A 16,021-nucleotide genomic window follows, 5' to 3' on the forward strand; every position below is an offset into this window, starting at 1 on the left:
CGTCCAGTGCTGTGACCGGATGTGATCCACGCCGCAGCCCGCCCGGGCAACCGGGACGGGCCGCGCCGCCCTCTACGTTGCCGTGATGAGCCTGACGGGGACCCCCCTCTTCGTGACGGTGGTCGCCCTGACCGTGATCGCCGTCGTCCTGCCGCTGGCCGTGTGGAGCAAGGTGCGCGGCCCTGCCGTCGTACGCGCCGCGACCCGCGCCCTGATGGTGGTGTTCGCCCAGGTCACCGCCATCGCGCTGGTGTTCGTCGCGGTCAACCGGGACATGAACTTCTACGCCTCCTGGGGCGACCTGCTCGGCACCGGCACGTACGTCACCGCCGCCCCCGACCTCGGGCCGGACGGGCTCGGCGGGAAGAAGGCCGAGGCCGCGCCGAAGGTGCGCCAGGAGTTCCGGCCCGTCGAAGGCCTCGGCGGCCGCGTCCAGCAGACAGAGCTCGACGGCAAGATCTCCGGGGTCAAGGGCGACGTCATGGTGTGGCTGCCGCCCCAGTACGACGACCCGGCCTACAAGGACAAGAAGTTCCCCGTGGTCGAGCTGATCCCGGGCATACCGGGGACGGGCAAGTCCTGGTTCCAGGGGCTCAAGGCGCACGAGGTCCTCGAACCGCTGATGAAGAGCGGCAAGGTGCAGCCGTTCATCCTGGTCTCGCCGCGCGCCATGCTGCTGGGCAACGCCGACACCGGCTGCGCCAACATCCCCGGCAAGGTCAACGCCGACAGCTGGTTCAGCGTCGACGTCCGCAAGATGGTCACCGACAACTTCCGGGTCTCGCCGGAGGCCCGCACCTGGGGCGTGGCCGGATACTCGGCCGGGGCGTACTGCGCCGCCAAGCTGGCGATCAACCACCCCGACCGCTACAGCGCGGCCGTCTCGCTGTCCGGCTACAACGACCCGGGCCAGGAGCCCTCCTCGCTGGTCGCCCAGGATCCGGAACTGCGCCGCACCCACAACCTGAAGCACGTGCTCCAGACCGCGCCCACCCCGCCGGCCGTCTCGCTGTGGATGTCGGGGGCCGAGCACGACGGCTACCTGTCGGGAACGGACCTCAAGGCGATCGCGAAGAGCCCGACCACCGTGCACGCCGAGAAGGTGACCGGCGGGCACAACCTCGACTCGTGGTCGAAGCAGCTGCCCCAGACATTCGACTGGCTGAGCAAGACGGTCAAGGCGCCGTAGCGCTGCGCGGCTGCGCGGCTACGCAGGGCGGGAGGCGCCCGCCCACGGCATCGAGTCGATCGGGGCCACCCGGACCGTCGACCCCGGACGCGGTGCGTGGATCATCTGGCCGTTGCCGATGTACAGGCCGACGTGGGTGACCCCGGAGTAGAAGAACACCAGGTCGCCGGGGGCCAGCTGGTCGCGGGAGACGCGCCGGCCCGCGTTGATCTGGGTGTAGGTGGTGCGGGGGAGCGAGACCCCGGCCGCGCGCCAGGCCGCCTGGGTCAGGCCCGAGCAGTCGAAGGAGCCCGGGCCCGTCGAGCCCCAGACGTACGGCTTCCCGATCGCCCCGTGCGCGAAGGACACGGCCCGTGCGGCCCGCGACCCGTCCGAGGGAGCGGGCGGCGGGGGCGCGGTCTGCGGGCGGGCCGCGGAGGCCGCGGGGGCCGCGCCGCCCGAGCGGGCCTCGTACGCGGCGCGCTGCTCGGCGGTCAGCTTGGCGAGCAGCTGCTTGGCGGTGGTCAGCTTGCCCTCGATCTCGGCCTTGTGCTCGGCGAGTTCGTCCCGCTGCGCACGGAGGTCGGCGAGCCGCCCGGCGGCCTGCTCCTTCAGCTTGCCGACCTCGTCGAGCCGGCGGCGCACGGTGCTGATGCCGACGGCGTTCCGGTCCCCGGCGCGCGAGATGAAGGAGGCCTGGGAGAGGTACTCCTGCGGGTCGGCCGCCAGGGCGAGCTGTACGGCGGTCCCCAGGGAGCCCCTGCGGTACTGGGTGGCGGCGAGTGAACCGAGCGTGCCCCGGGCGGTATTGAGCTGGTCGGTCTTGCGGGCGGTCTCGTCGCGCAGGCCCGTCAGCGCCCGCTCGGCCTCGTCGGCCTTCTGCCGGGCCCCGTTGTACCGCTCGGTCGCGGCCCCGGCCTCCTCGTAGAGCCGGTCCACCTCGGCCTCGACCTGGGCGGGCGTGGGGCGCGGATCGGCCTGGGAGGTGCCTTCGAAGGCGGTGGCGGTGGCAGCGCCCGCGAGCGCGAGGGTGGCGGCGGTCCGTACGGTGCCGCCGGAAAGCGGGCGCTGCCTGGGCTTTCGATGACTGGCCACGAGGGCCTCACGTCCTTCCTCTCTCGGTGCTTGGAGGAGGACGCTAGACCCGGAGGTAACGGGCAGATGACGGGATGATCGTAAGTGGTCTGATGCGACCGCGGTTGGCCGCCCGGGACCGTTGCGGATCAGCTCCAGAGGACGGCGATGAAGATATTTGCCACGGTCAGACCGCCCACCGCGCCGAACAGGGCCTTCTCCACGCGCTCCTCGTCGCGCTTGACGTAGACGAGGGCGAGGATCACGAAGAGGAGCGCCAGCTTCACGCCGACCTTGACGTTGTTGACGGCCGTGCCGTCCATCTCGTTGAAGCCGACCAGGAGCACGCCGGTGACGAGCATGGTGAGCGCGCCGTGCAGCATCGCGGGCACGAACCGGGCGGTGCCCGCGCTCATCGCCTTCATCTGGGTCAGGAAGCCGCCGAGCAGCGAGGCGATCCCGATGATGTGCAGGCCGACGAAGACATTGATGAGTACGTCCATGGCGTCGAGCGTACGGGCGGGCGGCCGCGGCCCGGAGGGCGGGTGCGCGGGGCTCCCGTACGGCCGGACACCGTCCGTACGGCTTTTGCGTACAGTTGGTCCATGGCCGCCGAAGAACTCCACCACCCCGACGCCTCCCGGATCGAACTCGTCGAGGTCCTGGCGGCCCTCGGCCACCCCGTCCGGCTGGAGATCGTCCGGACCCTCGCCGGCTCCGAGACGGAGGTCTTCTGCGGCGCCGTGGCCACCGGGCTCCCCCGCTCCACCGTCACCCACCACCTGCGCACGCTGCGCGAGGCCGGGGTGATCTGCCAGCGCCCCGAGGGACGCAAACTCTTCCTGACCCTGCGCCGCGAGGACCTGGAGCAGCGCTTCCCGGGACTGCTGACCCTGGCCGTCGGCGATTTTCCGGGCCCGGGACCGGCTGTCGGTCCCGCCCCCTAGACTCGGAATGCGATGAGCAGCCTCTTTGACGACAGTTTCCTGGCGGACCTCACCCCTTCCGACGAGGTCCCGCCGCCGCCCGAGGACCACGCCGCCCCGGAGCCGGGGTCGGACGACCTCTTCGGCGGCAGGTTCGACATGCCCTTCGGCAGTGGAGGGCCCGCGGACGCGTACTACCGGGACGGCGCCCCCAAGCCCGTCATCGACCCGGCGGCGCTCCTGGACGGGCTGAACGAGCAGCAGCGCGCCGCGGTGGTGCACGCGGGCTCGCCGCTGCTCATCGTCGCCGGCGCCGGCTCCGGCAAGACCCGGGTGCTGACCCACCGCATCGGACACCTGCTGTCCGCGCGGAGCGTCCACCCGGGCCAGATCCTGGCGATCACCTTCACCAACAAGGCCGCCGGCGAGATGAAGGAGCGCGTGGAGGGCCTGGTCGGCCCGCGCGCCAACGCCATGTGGGTCTCCACCTTCCACAGCGCGTGCGTCCGCATCCTGCGCCGCGAGTCGAAGCGGCTCGGCTTCACGTCCTCGTTCTCGATCTACGACGCGGCCGACTCGAAGCGCCTGATGGCGCTCGTCTGCCGCGACCTGGACCTGGACCCGAAGAAGTTCCCGCCCAAGGCCTTCAACGCCAAGGTCTCGAACCTGAAGAACGAGCTGATCGACGAGGAAGCCTTCGCCGACCAGGCGGTGGACGGGTTCGAGAAGACGCTGGCCCAGGCGTACGCCATGTACCAGGGGCGGCTGCGCGAGGCCAACGCGCTCGACTTCGACGACATCATCATGACCACGGTCCACCTGCTCCAGGCGTTCCCGGACGTCGCCGAGCACTACCGGCGCCGCTTCCGCCACGTCCTGGTCGACGAGTACCAGGACACCAACCACGCCCAGTACACGCTCGTGCGCGAGCTGGTCGGCACCGGCTATCCGGACCTGCCCCCGGCCGAGCTGTGCGTGGTGGGTGACGCCGACCAGTCGATCTACGCCTTCCGCGGCGCGACCATCCGCAACATCCTCCAGTTCGAGGAGGACTACAAGGACGCGACGACGATCCTGCTCGAGCAGAACTACCGCTCCACGCAGACGATCCTCTCCGCCGCCAACGCGGTCATCGAGCGCAACGAGAACCGCCGCGCCAAGAACCTGTGGACCGAGGCCGGTACGGGCGCGGTCATCACCGGCTACGTCGCGGACACCGAGCACGACGAGGCGCAGTTCGTCGCCGACGAGATCGACCGGCTGACGGACGCGGGCGAGGCGAAGGCCGGCGACGTCGCGATCTTCTACCGGACCAACGCGCAGTCCCGTGTGTTCGAGGAGATCTTCATCCGGGTCGGGCTGCCCTACAAGGTCGTCGGCGGCGTGCGCTTCTACGAGCGCAAGGAGGTCCGCGACGTCCTCGCGTACCTGCGCGTGCTGGCGAACCCCGAGGACAACGTCCCGCTCCGCCGCATCCTGAACGTGCCCAAGCGCGGCATCGGCGACCGCGCCGAGGCGATGATCGACGCGCTCGCGATGCGCGAGAAGATCACTTTCCCGCAGGCGCTGCGGCGCGTGGACGAGGCCTTCGGCATGGCCGCGCGGTCGACGAACGCGGTGAAGCGGTTCAACGTGCTGATGGAAGAGCTCCGCACGATCGTCGACTCGGGCGCGGGCCCCGCGGTGGTGCTGGAGGCGGTGCTGGAGCGTACGGGCTACCTGGCCGAGCTCCAGGCGTCGACCGACCCGCAGGACGAGACGCGGATCGAGAACCTCCAGGAACTGGCGGCGGTCGCCCTGGAGTTCGAGCAGGCCCGGGACGACGACAATCCGGGCACGCTGGCCGAGTTCCTGGAGCAGGTCGCCCTGGTGGCCGACTCCGACCAGATCCCGGACGAGGACACGGAGGGCACGGGCGTCATCACGCTCATGACCCTGCACACCGCCAAGGGCCTGGAGTTCCCGGTGGTCTTCCTGACCGGCATGGAGGACGGGGTCTTCCCGCACATGCGGTCGCTGGGCCAGACCAAGGAGCTGGAGGAGGAGCGGCGCCTCGCGTACGTCGGCATCACGCGTGCCCGCGAGCGGCTCTACCTGACCCGGTCCTCGATGCGCAGCGCCTGGGGAACGCCCTCGTACAACCCGCCCTCGCGGTTCCTCGAGGAGATCCCGGCGGAGTACCTGCAGTGGAAGCGCACGGGCGCGGCCCAGAAGCCCGCCGGCCCGATCCGGGGCTCCGGGGGCGGGAAGGCGTCGTTCGGCACCTCGCCGGAGGCGTTCCTGTCCTCGTCGCGCACGAAGTCGGGCCCGTCCGGGTTCGCGACGCGCCGGGCCGCCGACAAGCCGGTGGTCGCGCTGGTGGTCGGGGACCGGGTGACGCACGACCAGTTCGGACTCGGCACCGTCATGGAGGTCAAGGGAGCGGGCGCGGACGCGCAGGCCACCGTCGACTTCGGAGACGACAAGCCGAAGCGGCTGCTCCTGCGCTACGCGCCGGTGCAGAAGCTGTGATGACGGGCTGAGTCAGGACGGGTCCAGGCCGTGGCTGCGGAGCCACGCCAGGGGATCGACCGCGGAGCCGCCGCCGGGCCGTACCTCGAAGTGGAGGTGCGGTCCGGTGGAGTTGCCGGAGTTGCCCGAGTACGCGATGACATCGCCGGCCTTGACCTTGCCGCCCCGGATCTTGGTGCTGCTGAGGTGGCAGTACCAGGTCTCGGTGCCGTCGGGCGCGGTGACTATGGCCATGTTCCCGTAGGCGCTGTTGTACTGGGTGCGCACGGTGCCGTCGGTGGCGGCCATGACCGGGGTCCCGTAGCCGACCGGGAAGTCGATGCCGGTGTGCACGGACATCCACATGCCGCCGGACTGGCCGAAGTTGGCGCTGAGACCGTTCTGTGCGACGGGGATCGCGAACTTGGGGCGGGCCGCCTCCTTGGCCGCGGCCTCCTCCGCCTTCTTCTTCTTTTCCTCTTCCTGGCGCTGGCGCAGGTCGATGCGCTCCTGCGTACGGCTCGCGCGGTCCGCGAAGTCGCCCGCGTCGGCGCTGAGCGCCGCCAGTTGGGTGTCGAGCTTGGTGTTCGCCGCGACGGGCTTCACCGAGGCCGGGTCGGGCGCGGCCATCGTGGTGGTGTCCTCGGCGGGCTTCTCGGTGCCGGTGAGTCCGCCGACGGAGGCGGCCGCGACGCCCGCGACGCCCATCACGCAGGCGGAGGGCACGGCCACGGTCAGCAGGGCGGAACGCTTCGCCGGGGTGCGGCGACGGCTGCTGCCGCCGGCCTTGGCGTTGCCCTTGGCGTTCCCCTTGGCGGCGGTCCGGCGGGCGGCGCGCGGCACGGAGGGGGAGGTGACGGGCATGGCCTGGGTGGGGAGGTCGTGGACCTCGGGCACCTCGTGCGGCTCGGCCGCCTCCTCGCCGGCGAGCTGCTCGAAGACGGCGGTCTCTTCGTACGTCGCGCCGGCGGTGTCCTGGGCCGGGATGTGGACCTCGTAGGCGTAGTCCGCGACGGTCGTCGCCGCTGCCTCGTACGCGTACTCCTGTGTGTACTCCTGCTGCTGTGCAGGCTGGTACTCGTACGGGTGGGTCTGGGTCTGTGTCTCCGTGACCGTGTTCCAGGCGGTGGCGTCGTACGCCCCGGTCTCGGTGCCGTAGCCCGGCATCGCCCAGTGCCCGGTCTGCTCGGCGGAGGTGTCGTAACCGAAGGAGGAGGCGGCTTGCTGGTAGTCGCCGTAGCCGGAGTGCTCCGCGGCCGGCGTGTTCCAGGCGCTCGCATCCCACTGCCCGGTGGTGTCCGCAGGCATGGCCTGGGACGGGATCGTGGACAGGTAGGCGTCCTGTGAAGTCCACGCGGTGGTGTCGTACGCGCCCGTCTCATAGGAGCCGTATGCCGCGTAGTTGACCCCCTGGCCCTGCGTTTCATAGGAAACGTAGGTCGAGTCACCAGCGAAAGCGGTGGTGGCAAGGCCGTCATACCCGGGATCCGGGTACTGGCCCGGCGAGGGGCGGTCGTTCACCAACTTCTCTTTCGCCTCGGCATCGGGGGCCTGGGTGGCCGGGGAACTCGGGGTTCACCGGAGGAGAGCAGTGGCGTGACTGTACCCGGCGGTTACTCGCAACGACAATCTTCGGAGGGTTTCCATGTCCGGGGAACCGGGCATTCGGCCCTCTTTCGGTCGCGTAAAGACGCAGCCTTGGCCTTGAGTTCGAAATTCGTTCGACTTGGTGCCGGTTGTTGTCTATGCGACGGAGGCGGCTTCCGAGGCCTGTGCCGAGGCCGGTCCGATCCCGTCGAGGACGCGTCGGACGGCCGCGATCACGGTGGGGTGGGCGGGCAGGGCGAGGTGGCCGATCCCCGTGACCTGCACGTTCTCCACGCGTAGATCCGGATGCGCGATCCGGGCCGTCCCGACCGGGGCCATCAGGGCGTCGAACTCGCTCCAGAACGCCACGCATCGGGTGGCGCAGCCGGGCGCGGGCTCGGCCAGCTCGGCCAGCACCTCGGAGCCGGGGCGCATCTGCCGCACCAGCGGGTGCGCGTCCATGAAGGGGGCGACCCGGGTCCCGGAATGCGGGGTACCGAGCGTGACGAGGGTCCGGACGCGGGCGTCGCCGCCCAGTCGCTGGACGTAGTACCGGCCGACCAAGCCGCCCAGGCTGTGCCCGATCAGGTCCACCCGCTCCTGCCCGGTGCGCGCGCACAGCTCCTCGACGCGCCGGGCGAGATGGCGGGCCGTGACGCGCAGGTCGCGGGTGAAGGGCGAGTAGTTGTACGCCTCCACGTGCCGCAGGCCGCCCGCCCCGAGGGCGCGGCGCAGCAGGACGAAGACGGAGCGGTTGTCGGTGAACCCGTGGATGAGGAGGGCGGGCGGGCGTGTCGCCGGCGGGCCGGCGGTGACCTTCTCCTGGCACACTCCGGTGGGATACAGGAGAAGATGTCCGCCGAGCACGACCACCTCGAGCGCGCCGGCCCGCAGCGCGGCGCCGACCGCGGGTATCGACAGCGTGGGAATCGACACGGGTATGGACAGCCCCACTGACGGCCTCCCCTGAGCCTCCTTGGGACTGCGGCCGTGACGCGCCACCGTGCCGTGCGGCTGTCGGCACGGTGGCGCAATGCCGTCCCACGTGTGATTTCCCCCTCCTGGTTGACCGCGAAACGGCGGCGTGCGCGATGCTGTACTTAACGTTCGTTCACTCGGGAGGCAGTGCGATGGGTGTGACCGGTCCGATCCGTGTGGTGGTGGCCAAGCCGGGTCTCGACGGCCACGACCGCGGCGCGAAGGTGATCGCGCGTGCGCTGCGTGACGCGGGCATGGAGGTCATCTACACCGGCCTCCACCAGACCCCCGAGCAGATCGTGGACACCGCCATCCAGGAGGACGCCGACGCGATCGGCCTCTCGATCCTCTCCGGCGCCCACAACACGCTCTTCGTGCGCGTCCTGGAACTCCTCAAGGAGCGCGACGCGGAGGACATCAAGGTCTTCGGCGGCGGCATCATCCCGGAGGACGACATCGCTCCTCTCAAGGAGAAGGGCGTAGCCGCGATCTTCACCCCGGGCGCGACGACGACGTCGATCGTCGACTGGGTCCGAGCGAACGTCCGGCAGTAGCCGTCCGAGGCGAGGCTGCCAGGGGCTCCGCCAGCCGGCCGGCGCACAAGTCGGGCGGCATCAGCCGAAATCCAGCCCCGCCTGGGGGCACCTCCCAGCGGTAGCCGGGGGAGTTGGAGGCGCCGGGTCCCCCCCGGACGGAGTGCCGGGGAGGGCCTGGGGCGGAGTCCCAGGCCTTTGAGGCCCGCCCGAGAGGCGCGGCGGCGGAGCCCCGGGTTCGGGCGGAGCCCGGACGGTCAGGCCGGGGCCAGCTCCGACAGCATCGCCGCGCGCAGGCGAAGGGTGGCCACCAGCCGCTGAAAGGCCTCGGCCCAGTACGCGGCGGCGCCGCCGGACGCAGCGTCCACCGGATCCTCCGCCGCGGCGGTCAGTACCTCCAGCCGCCCGGCCTCCGCGGGATCAAGGCAGCGCTCCGCCAGCCCCATCACCCCGCTGAAGCTCCACGGATAACTGCCCGCCTCCCGCGCGCAATCCAGCGCGTCCACGACCGCCCGCCCCAGCGCCCCCGCCCACGGCACCACGCACACCCCGAGCAGCTGGAACGCCTCCGAGAGCCCGTGGGCCCGTATGAACTGCGCGACCCACTCCGCCCGTTCCCCGTCCGGCAGGGTCTCCAGGAGCTTGGCGCGCTCCGCGAGCGAGGCCGTCCCCGGGCCCGCCGCGGGCGGCGCAGACGGCGCGCCCAGCAAGGCCCGCGACCACCGGGCGTCGCGCTGGCGGACCGCCGCACGGCACCACGCCGCGTGCAGCTCCTCCCGCCAGGCCTCGCCCTCGGCCACCGGCAGCGCCACTATCTCCGCCGGACCGAGCCCGCCGAACCGCTCCGGCCAGCAGGACAGCGGGGCGGCCTCCACCAACTGGCCCAGCCACCAGGCCCGTTCCCCCCGTCCGGCGGGCGGATTCCTGACGACCCCGTCCCGCAGCATCCCCGCATCGCACTCGGCCGGCGGACTCACCCCCTCCGGGCCCACGCAGGCCAGCGCGCGCTCCGCCATCCGTCCTGCCAGTGCCGAGCCCGGCAGCGCCGACAGCAGCTCGGCGGCCGTCGCGCGGACATTGCGGCTGCGGTCGCCCAGGGCCGCCTCCAGGAAAGGCTCGTCGCCCTCCGACAGCCCCACCCGCAGCGAATCGAGGAACATCAGCCGGTCCTCGGCCCGCTCGGTGGCCCAGGTCGTCGCCAGCAGCCGCGGCGCGGACGCCGGGTCGTGTGCCCGTACGGCGCCCAGCAGCGCCACCCGCTCCGCGAACAGCCCCTCCTGCCAGAGCCGCTCCACCCCGGCCCGGTCGGTCACGTCCGGCAGCTCCCCGGCTCCTCCGGCTCCGCCCCGCAGGGCGAACCGCCAGTCCGGATTGAGCCGGGCCAGCCACAGACCCCGCGCCCCGGCCAGGGCGAGCGCCTGCGGCCGCAGGTCCGTACGGGCCCGGGCCGCGTCCAGCAGCGCCGGGACGAGCGCGGCCGGTGCGCGGTAGCCGTGCCGGCCGGCCGCGGCCAGCCACTGCGGCAGCAGCTCCGTCAGATCAGGGGCCGCACCGCGCCGCCCGCCGCTGCCCGCACCGGCCCGGCCGGCCAGCAGCTGCGCGAGCCGCTGCCGGGCCGCGGCCGGTGGTGCCGGGCGCGGGTCCCTGGGCGCCGGCTCCGGGCGCGGGCCCGCCTCGGCCGGCCGCAACCCGGCCCGGCGCCGCACGGTGTGCAGGGCCGCCGCGTCCAGCAGGGCCTGCGGCGAGCCCGCCGGGCCCCTGCCCCGGCGCCGGTCGGTGCCCAGCAGCGCCGCACCGACCAGCTCCTCCCAGTCCCCGTACCCCTCGTCGGCCTTCCCCATCGGACCCCTCCCTCGACCCTCGTTGATCGTCACTGCCTGCGCTCCGGTCCCGCCCCCTCCGCGGGACCGGAGCTGTCGATGCCCCGTTCAACTGCGTTCACTGCGCTCAACTGGCGTGGTTGTCGTTCATGCAAGCCCCCCGGCCTCTCGTCACCACACGCCGGCGCCCCCGCGCCACCGTGTCCTTCCTCTCCGCGCCGCCCCCAGTGCTGTGGCGGCGGCATACGTGTCCCCAGGCCCCTGCTGTTTCTGCTGCGATGTACTGCGTGGTCCGGCCCTGCTCAGGCCAGTGGCACCGCCTCGGGCGAGCCCGGCTGCCAGGCGGTCAGGGGCGTGAAGCCGCGGTGGCCGCACTCCCCGAACACCGTCACCGGGCCCCCGCCCGACAAGGCGGCCAGCTGCCACAGCCCCCCGCGGGAGCGGCTGCCCGCCCCGGTGACGGGCACCGGAAGGGCGGAGTTGCCCTCCGCGTCCGCCAGCTGCCAGCCGAGCTCTCCCGGTATCGGGATCACCGGACCGAGCACCACCGGCCAGGACTCCAGCCACGGGTCCTTCCGCAGCGCCGCCCCGTAGGCCTCCAGGGCCGCCCCCGTGCCCACCCCGGCCGGAACCTCCGCGCACGGCACGGCCGCCGCAGACCTCTCCCCGAGATCCGCCCGCAACCCCGCCGACCCGGGCCGGAAGCGGACTTCCGCCTCCAGCACCAGCCCCACCGGCAGTGCCAGCCCCGGCGGCCGCCCGGGCGGGCCGAAGTCCAGCACCAGGGCCGGCCGCCCGCCCCCCAGCCCGCGCAGCCATATCCGGCGGGTGGTGAGCCGGCCGTCCGGCGACACCGAGTCGTACTGCGCCAGCACCAGCCAGCGGTCCCGTACGGCCTCCCCCTCCCCGGAGGCCGGCAGTCCCACGCGGCTGCGCACCGTCGCGCCCAGCTCTTCGGGCAGTGCCGCCACGCCCAGCCAGGCCCGGTCCAGCAGGTGCAGCAGCGCCGCCTCCTCCAGCATCCGGGCGGGCCAGCCGGGGCCGCAACTGGGTATCGTGCCCAACTCCCTTACCCGCCCCGCCAGTCCGGGCGCCTGGGCGTCGACCATGCGGGCGGCCGTCTCCTCCCACGCGGCGTACCCCGACTGCTCCTGCCCGGCGAGACCGCCGCGCAGCAGGTCGGCCAGCCGCTGCTCCAGCTCGGTGACACCCGCGCCGATCCGCGCCGCCCGCCGCTCGGCCCGCCGCCGGGCCCCCTCCTCGTCCACCGGCCTGCCCGCCGCGGCGGCCGGTCGCGCGGCCTTCGCCGCACGCTCCGCCAGCCACTGCGCGGCCCACTCCGGCGCCTCTCCCGGCTCGCCCACCCCCTCCGCGGACCAGAGCAGCAGCAGGCCCAGCGCGTGCTTGCACGGGAACTTCCGGCTCGGGCAGGAGCACTTGTACGCCGGTCCCGCCAGGTCCACGACCGTGCGGTACGGCGTGCTGCCGCTGCCCTTGCACAACCCCCAAACAGAACCGGAAGCGGAACCTCCGATCTGTGACCACGGCCCCGCCCCGCCGAGTCTGCCCCCCGCCTTGCGTGAGGAATCGTCAGGAGCCAGAGCCAGTACCTGTTCCGCCGTCCAGCGGACCCCCTGCTCAGTCATGTGAACCACCGTACGGACCCCCACTGACAATCGCTCTGACCAGCAACAACGCCTCCAACAAGGGGCGTTGTCAGTGGTGTGGTGCACCGTTGGAAAAGCAGTCGGAAGCGGCTGCCGAGCATTGGAGGGGGACCATGACCACGCCCGAGAACGAACAGCGGAACCAGGCACTGCGACCGCACGCCGAAGACGCCTTCGCACACGAACTGAAAGCCCTGGCGGCCGCCGACGACCGGCCCCGCCCGGCCCGCTGGAAGCTCTCGCCGTGGGCCGTCGCCACCTACCTGCTCGGCGGCACCCTCGACGACGGCACGGTCATCACGCCCAAGTACATCGGGCCGCGCCGCATCGTCGAGGTCGCCGTCACCACCCTGGCCACCGACCGGGCCCTGCTCCTCCTCGGCGTCCCCGGTACCGCGAAGACCTGGGTATCCGAGCACCTCGCAGCAGCCGTCAGCGGAGACTCCACGCTCCTCGTCCAAGGCACCGCCGGAACCCCCGAGGAGGCCATCCGGTACGGCTGGAACTACGCCCGGCTGCTCGCCCACGGCCCCAGCCGCGAGGCCCTCGTCCCCAGCCCCGTCATGCGGGCCATGGCCGACGGCATGACCGCCCGCGTCGAGGAGCTCACCCGCATCCCCGCCGACGTCCAGGACACCCTCATCACCGTCCTGTCCGAGAAGACCCTCCCGATACCGGAACTCGGCGAAGAGGTGCAGGCCGTGGGCGGCTTCAACCTCATCGCCACCGCCAACGACCGCGACCGCGGGGTCAACGAGCTCTCCAGCGCGCTGCGCCGGCGCTTCAACACCGTCGTCCTGCCGCTGCCCGCCACCGCCGACGCCGAGGTCGACATCGTCGCCCGCCGCGTCGACCAGATGGGCCGCGCCCTCGACCTGCCGGCCGTGCCCGAGGGCCTGGAGGAGATCCGCCGGGTCGTCACCGTCTTCCGCGAGCTGCGCGGCGGAGTCACCGACGACGGCCGCACGAAGGTGAAGTCGCCCAGCGGCACCCTGTCCACCGCCGAGGCCATCTCCGTCGTCACCGGCGGCCTGGCCCTGGCCGCCCACTTCGGGGACGGCGTGCTGCGCCCCTCCGACGTGGCCGCCGGGATCCTCGGCGCCGTCGTCCGCGACCCGGCCGCCGACAAGGTCGTCTGGCAGGAGTACCTGGAGGCCGTGGTCCGCGAGCGGGACGGCTGGAAGGACTTCTACCGCGCCTGCAGGGAGGTGACGGTATGAGCCCCGTGCTGCTGGGCGTACGGCACCACGGGCCCGGCTCGGCCCGCGCCGTGCGCGCCGCACTCGACGCGGCCCGCCCGGCGGCCGTGCTGATCGAGGGGCCGCCCGAGGGGGACGCCCTGCTCGGGCTGGCCGCCGATCCCGGGATGCGGCCGCCCGTGGCGCTGCTCGCACACGCCGCGGACGATCCCGGCCGGGCCGCGTTCTGGCCGCTGGCCGGCTTCTCCCCGGAGTGGATCGCGATTCGCTGGGCGCAGGAGGCGGGCGTACCGGTGCGGTTCATGGACCTCCCGGCCGCCCACTCGCTGGCCGGGCAGGGGAAGGGGGAGGGGGAGGGCGAGGGCGAGGGCGAGGGCGAGGAGTCCGACTCCGTACGGGTGGACCCCCTCGCGGTACTGGCCGAGACCGCCGGGTACGACGACCCCGAGGGCTGGTGGGAGGACGTCGTCGAACACCGGGGCACCGGGGCCGTGCGGGACCCGCTGGCCGCGTTCGAGGCGCTCGGGGAGGCCATGGGCGCCCTGCGCGAGGCGTACGGCGACGGAGGCCACGCCCGCGACCTCGTGCGCGAGGCGTACATGCGGCAGCGGATGCGGGCCGCCCGCAGGGAGTTCGGCGACGCGTACGCCGTGGTGTGCGGGGCCTGGCACGTTCCGGCGCTGCGGGCCAAGACCACCGCTGCCGCAGACAAGGCCCTGCTCACCGCCCTGCCGAAGGTCAAGGTCGAGACCACCTGGGTGCCCTGGACCCACCGCAGGCTGGCCCGGGCCGGCGGGTACGGCGCCGGAATCACCTCGCCCGGCTGGTACGCACACCTCTTCGCGTCCCGGGACCGGCCCGTGGAGCGGTGGCTGACCAAGGTCGCCGGGCTGCTCCGCGAGGAGGACCGGCAGGTCTCCTCGGCGCACGTCATCGAGGCGGTCCGGCTCGCCGAGACGCTGGCCGCGATGCGCGGCAGGCCGCTGCCCGGGCTGGGGGAGACCCTGGAGGCGGTCCGGGCGGTGATGTGCGACGGATCCGACGTGCCGCTCGCGCTGATCGAGGACCGGCTCGTCGTCGGGGACGTGCTCGGGGAGGTTCCGGACGCGGCGCCCGTCGTACCGCTCCAGCGCGACCTCACCCGCCGGCAGCGCTCGCTGCGGCTCAAACCCGAGGCGCAGGACCGCGAGCTGGAGCTCGACCTGCGCAAGGAGACCGACGCGGCCAAGTCCCTGCTGCTGCACCGGCTGCGGCTGCTCGGCATCGACTGGGGCATACCGGCCGCCTCCCGGGGCAGCACCGGGACCTTCCGGGAGACCTGGCGGCTGCGCTGGGAGCCGGAGCTGTCGGTGCGGGTCGCGGAGGCCGGGATCTGGGGCACCACCGTCCTCGCGGCGGCCACCGCCAAGGCGGAGGCCGACGCGGCCGGGGCCGAAGAGCTGGGCGAGGTCACCGCGCTGGCCGAGCGCTGCCTGCTGGCCGGGCTGTCCGAGGCGCTGCCCGCCGTGCTGCGGGCGCTCGCGGACCGGGCCGCGCTGGACACCGATGTGGCGCGGCTCGCCAAGGCCCTGCCCGCGCTGGCCCGTTCGCTGCGGTACGGGGACGTACGCGGCACCGACGCGGAGGCCCTCGGCACGGTGGCGGCGGGGCTCGCCGAGCGGATATGCGTGGCGCTGCCGCCCGCCTGCGCCGCCGGGCTGGACGCCGACGCGGCGGCCGAGCTGCGCGGTCACGTGGACGGGGTGCACGGGGCGGTCGGGCTGCTGGCGGACGCGGACGAGGGGCTGCGCGAGCGCTGGTCCGCGGTGCTGAGGACGCTGGCCGGCCGGGACACCGTGCCCGGCCTGATCCGCGGCCGCGCGGCCCGGCTGCTGCTCGACGACGGGCGCCTCCCGGCCGGGGAGACGGCCCGGCTGATGGGGCTCGCGCTGTCTCCGGCGGCCGGCCCGGCCGACGCGGCGGGCTGGATCGAGGGGTTCGCGGGCGGCAGTTCGGGCGGTGGCACCCTGCTCGTCCACGACGACCGGCTGCTGGGCCTGATCGACAGCTGGCTGACGGGGGTCCCGGAGCGTGCGTTCACCGACGTACTGCCCCTGCTGCGGCGCACGTTCGCGACGTACGAGCCGGGCGTGAAGCGGACCCTGGGCGAGCTGGTCCGGCGCGGGCCGGGCGGTTCGGCCGCCCAGTCCCGCCCGGGCTCGGCCGCCGAGGGCTTCGCCCCCGACCTGGACCCGGATCGGGCGGACGCGGTGGTGCCGGTGGTTCGGATGCTGCTCGCCGGTCCGCCGGCCGGCGGGGCCGCCGCGGCCTGAGGGGACGCCCTTCGCCCGGTGCGGCGCCGTTGCCGGGGGCGCCGCCCCCGGCGGGGCTGGATGTCGCCGGGCGGGGCGGGACGGGATGCGGGACGGAAGGGACCGGCGGCGTAAGGCCGGTGTACACGACGAGTGGAGGGGGACGGACGTATGACCAGCAAAGGAAACCCGGCGGGGCAGTGCGCGGCCGCAGGGGATGAGCAGCCGGCCGGCGGCGGCCCGGCGGTGGCCGCGAGCACCGCCGGGGACGAGAGGCTGCGGCGGTGG

At 73.3% G+C, this 16,021-nt stretch carries 12 protein-coding genes; 6 read left to right on the top strand and 6 right to left on the bottom strand.

Going from position 1 to position 16,021, the window contains the following annotated elements; all coding sequences use genetic code 11:
* Positions 1-85: 85 nt before the first annotated feature.
* Positions 86-1,189, top strand: coding sequence for an alpha/beta hydrolase (locus tag ACIPUC_RS27175; protein ID WP_446592793.1), 1,104 nt, complete (start codon positions 86-88; stop codon positions 1,187-1,189).
* Positions 1,190-1,207: 18 nt separating this feature from the next.
* Here the strand turns inward: ACIPUC_RS27175 and ACIPUC_RS27180 are convergent, their stop codons facing one another.
* Positions 1,208-2,263 (bottom strand): NlpC/P60 family protein, encoded by a 1,056-nt coding sequence (locus ACIPUC_RS27180; RefSeq protein WP_446592794.1) that lies wholly within the window; start codon positions 2,261-2,263, stop codon positions 1,208-1,210.
* 128 nt (positions 2,264-2,391) lie between these two features.
* Positions 2,392-2,745, bottom strand: coding sequence for a hypothetical protein (locus ACIPUC_RS27185; RefSeq protein WP_446592795.1), 354 nt, complete (start codon positions 2,743-2,745; stop codon positions 2,392-2,394).
* A 102-nt stretch (positions 2,746-2,847) separates the two neighbouring features.
* Here ACIPUC_RS27185 and ACIPUC_RS27190 point away from each other — a divergent pair, with 102 nt between their 5' ends.
* Positions 2,848-3,189, top strand: coding sequence for an ArsR/SmtB family transcription factor (locus tag ACIPUC_RS27190; protein WP_446592796.1), 342 nt, complete (start codon positions 2,848-2,850; stop codon positions 3,187-3,189).
* A gap of 12 nt (positions 3,190-3,201) precedes the next feature.
* Positions 3,202-5,679, top strand: a complete 2,478-nt coding sequence (gene pcrA / locus ACIPUC_RS27195) for a DNA helicase PcrA (protein WP_446592797.1) — start codon at positions 3,202-3,204, stop codon at positions 5,677-5,679.
* Positions 5,680-5,691: 12 nt separating this feature from the next.
* Here pcrA and ACIPUC_RS27200 read toward each other — a convergent pair whose 3' ends face one another.
* Positions 5,692-7,179, bottom strand: a complete 1,488-nt coding sequence (locus ACIPUC_RS27200; RefSeq protein WP_446592798.1) for a M23 family metallopeptidase — start codon at positions 7,177-7,179, stop codon at positions 5,692-5,694.
* A gap of 222 nt (positions 7,180-7,401) precedes the next feature.
* Positions 7,402-8,187, bottom strand: coding sequence for an esterase/lipase family protein (locus tag ACIPUC_RS27205; protein WP_446593051.1), 786 nt, complete (start codon positions 8,185-8,187; stop codon positions 7,402-7,404).
* A gap of 188 nt (positions 8,188-8,375) precedes the next feature.
* Here ACIPUC_RS27205 and ACIPUC_RS27210 point away from each other — a divergent pair, with 188 nt between their 5' ends.
* Positions 8,376-8,777, top strand: coding sequence for a cobalamin B12-binding domain-containing protein (locus ACIPUC_RS27210; RefSeq protein WP_446592799.1), 402 nt, complete (start codon positions 8,376-8,378; stop codon positions 8,775-8,777).
* Between the two features lie 236 nt (positions 8,778-9,013).
* On the opposite strand, the gene ACIPUC_RS27215 is transcribed toward ACIPUC_RS27210, so the two are convergent.
* Together ACIPUC_RS27215 and ACIPUC_RS27220 are read right to left on the bottom strand one after the other, a co-directional pair.
* A complete protein-coding gene (locus ACIPUC_RS27215) occupies positions 9,014-10,597 on the bottom strand; it encodes a DUF5691 domain-containing protein (protein WP_446592800.1) in 1,584 nt (527 codons plus the stop codon).
* 281 nt (positions 10,598-10,878) lie between these two features.
* Positions 10,879-12,222 carry an SWIM zinc finger family protein gene (locus ACIPUC_RS27220; RefSeq protein ID WP_446592801.1) on the bottom strand — a complete coding sequence of 448 codons (1,344 nt, stop codon included), beginning with the start codon at positions 12,220-12,222 and terminating at the stop codon, positions 10,879-10,881.
* A 134-nt stretch (positions 12,223-12,356) separates the two neighbouring features.
* Between ACIPUC_RS27220 and ACIPUC_RS27225 the strand changes: the two genes are divergently transcribed.
* Together ACIPUC_RS27225 and ACIPUC_RS27230 are read left to right on the top strand one after the other, a co-directional pair.
* A complete protein-coding gene (locus tag ACIPUC_RS27225) occupies positions 12,357-13,463 on the top strand; it encodes an ATP-binding protein (RefSeq protein ID WP_446592803.1) in 1,107 nt (368 codons plus the stop codon).
* Complete coding sequence (locus ACIPUC_RS27230; RefSeq protein ID WP_446592804.1) at positions 13,460-15,754, top strand: DUF5682 family protein; 2,295 nt, start codon at positions 13,460-13,462, stop codon at positions 15,752-15,754. Before ACIPUC_RS27225 ends, ACIPUC_RS27230 begins: the two co-directional genes overlap by 4 nt.
* Positions 15,755-16,021: the final 267 nt, after the last annotated feature.

The organism is Streptomyces sp. LARHCF249 (assembly GCF_052871255.1).

Coding starts and splice junctions, on each gene's coding strand:
- pcrA (WP_446592797.1), top strand. CDS start 3,202: ATGAGCAGCCTCTTTGACGACAGTTTCCTGGCGGACCTCACCCCTTCC.
- ACIPUC_RS27175 (WP_446592793.1), top strand. CDS start 86: ATGAGCCTGACGGGGACCCCCCTCTTCGTGACGGTGGTCGCCCTGACC.
- ACIPUC_RS27190 (WP_446592796.1), top strand. CDS start 2,848: ATGGCCGCCGAAGAACTCCACCACCCCGACGCCTCCCGGATCGAACTC.
- ACIPUC_RS27230 (WP_446592804.1), top strand. CDS start 13,460: ATGAGCCCCGTGCTGCTGGGCGTACGGCACCACGGGCCCGGCTCGGCC.
- ACIPUC_RS27185 (WP_446592795.1), bottom strand. CDS start 2,745: ATGGACGTACTCATCAATGTCTTCGTCGGCCTGCACATCATCGGGATC.
- ACIPUC_RS27210 (WP_446592799.1), top strand. CDS start 8,376: ATGGGTGTGACCGGTCCGATCCGTGTGGTGGTGGCCAAGCCGGGTCTC.
- ACIPUC_RS27225 (WP_446592803.1), top strand. CDS start 12,357: ATGACCACGCCCGAGAACGAACAGCGGAACCAGGCACTGCGACCGCAC.
- ACIPUC_RS27220 (WP_446592801.1), bottom strand. CDS start 12,222: ATGACTGAGCAGGGGGTCCGCTGGACGGCGGAACAGGTACTGGCTCTG.
- ACIPUC_RS27215 (WP_446592800.1), bottom strand. CDS start 10,597: ATGGGGAAGGCCGACGAGGGGTACGGGGACTGGGAGGAGCTGGTCGGT.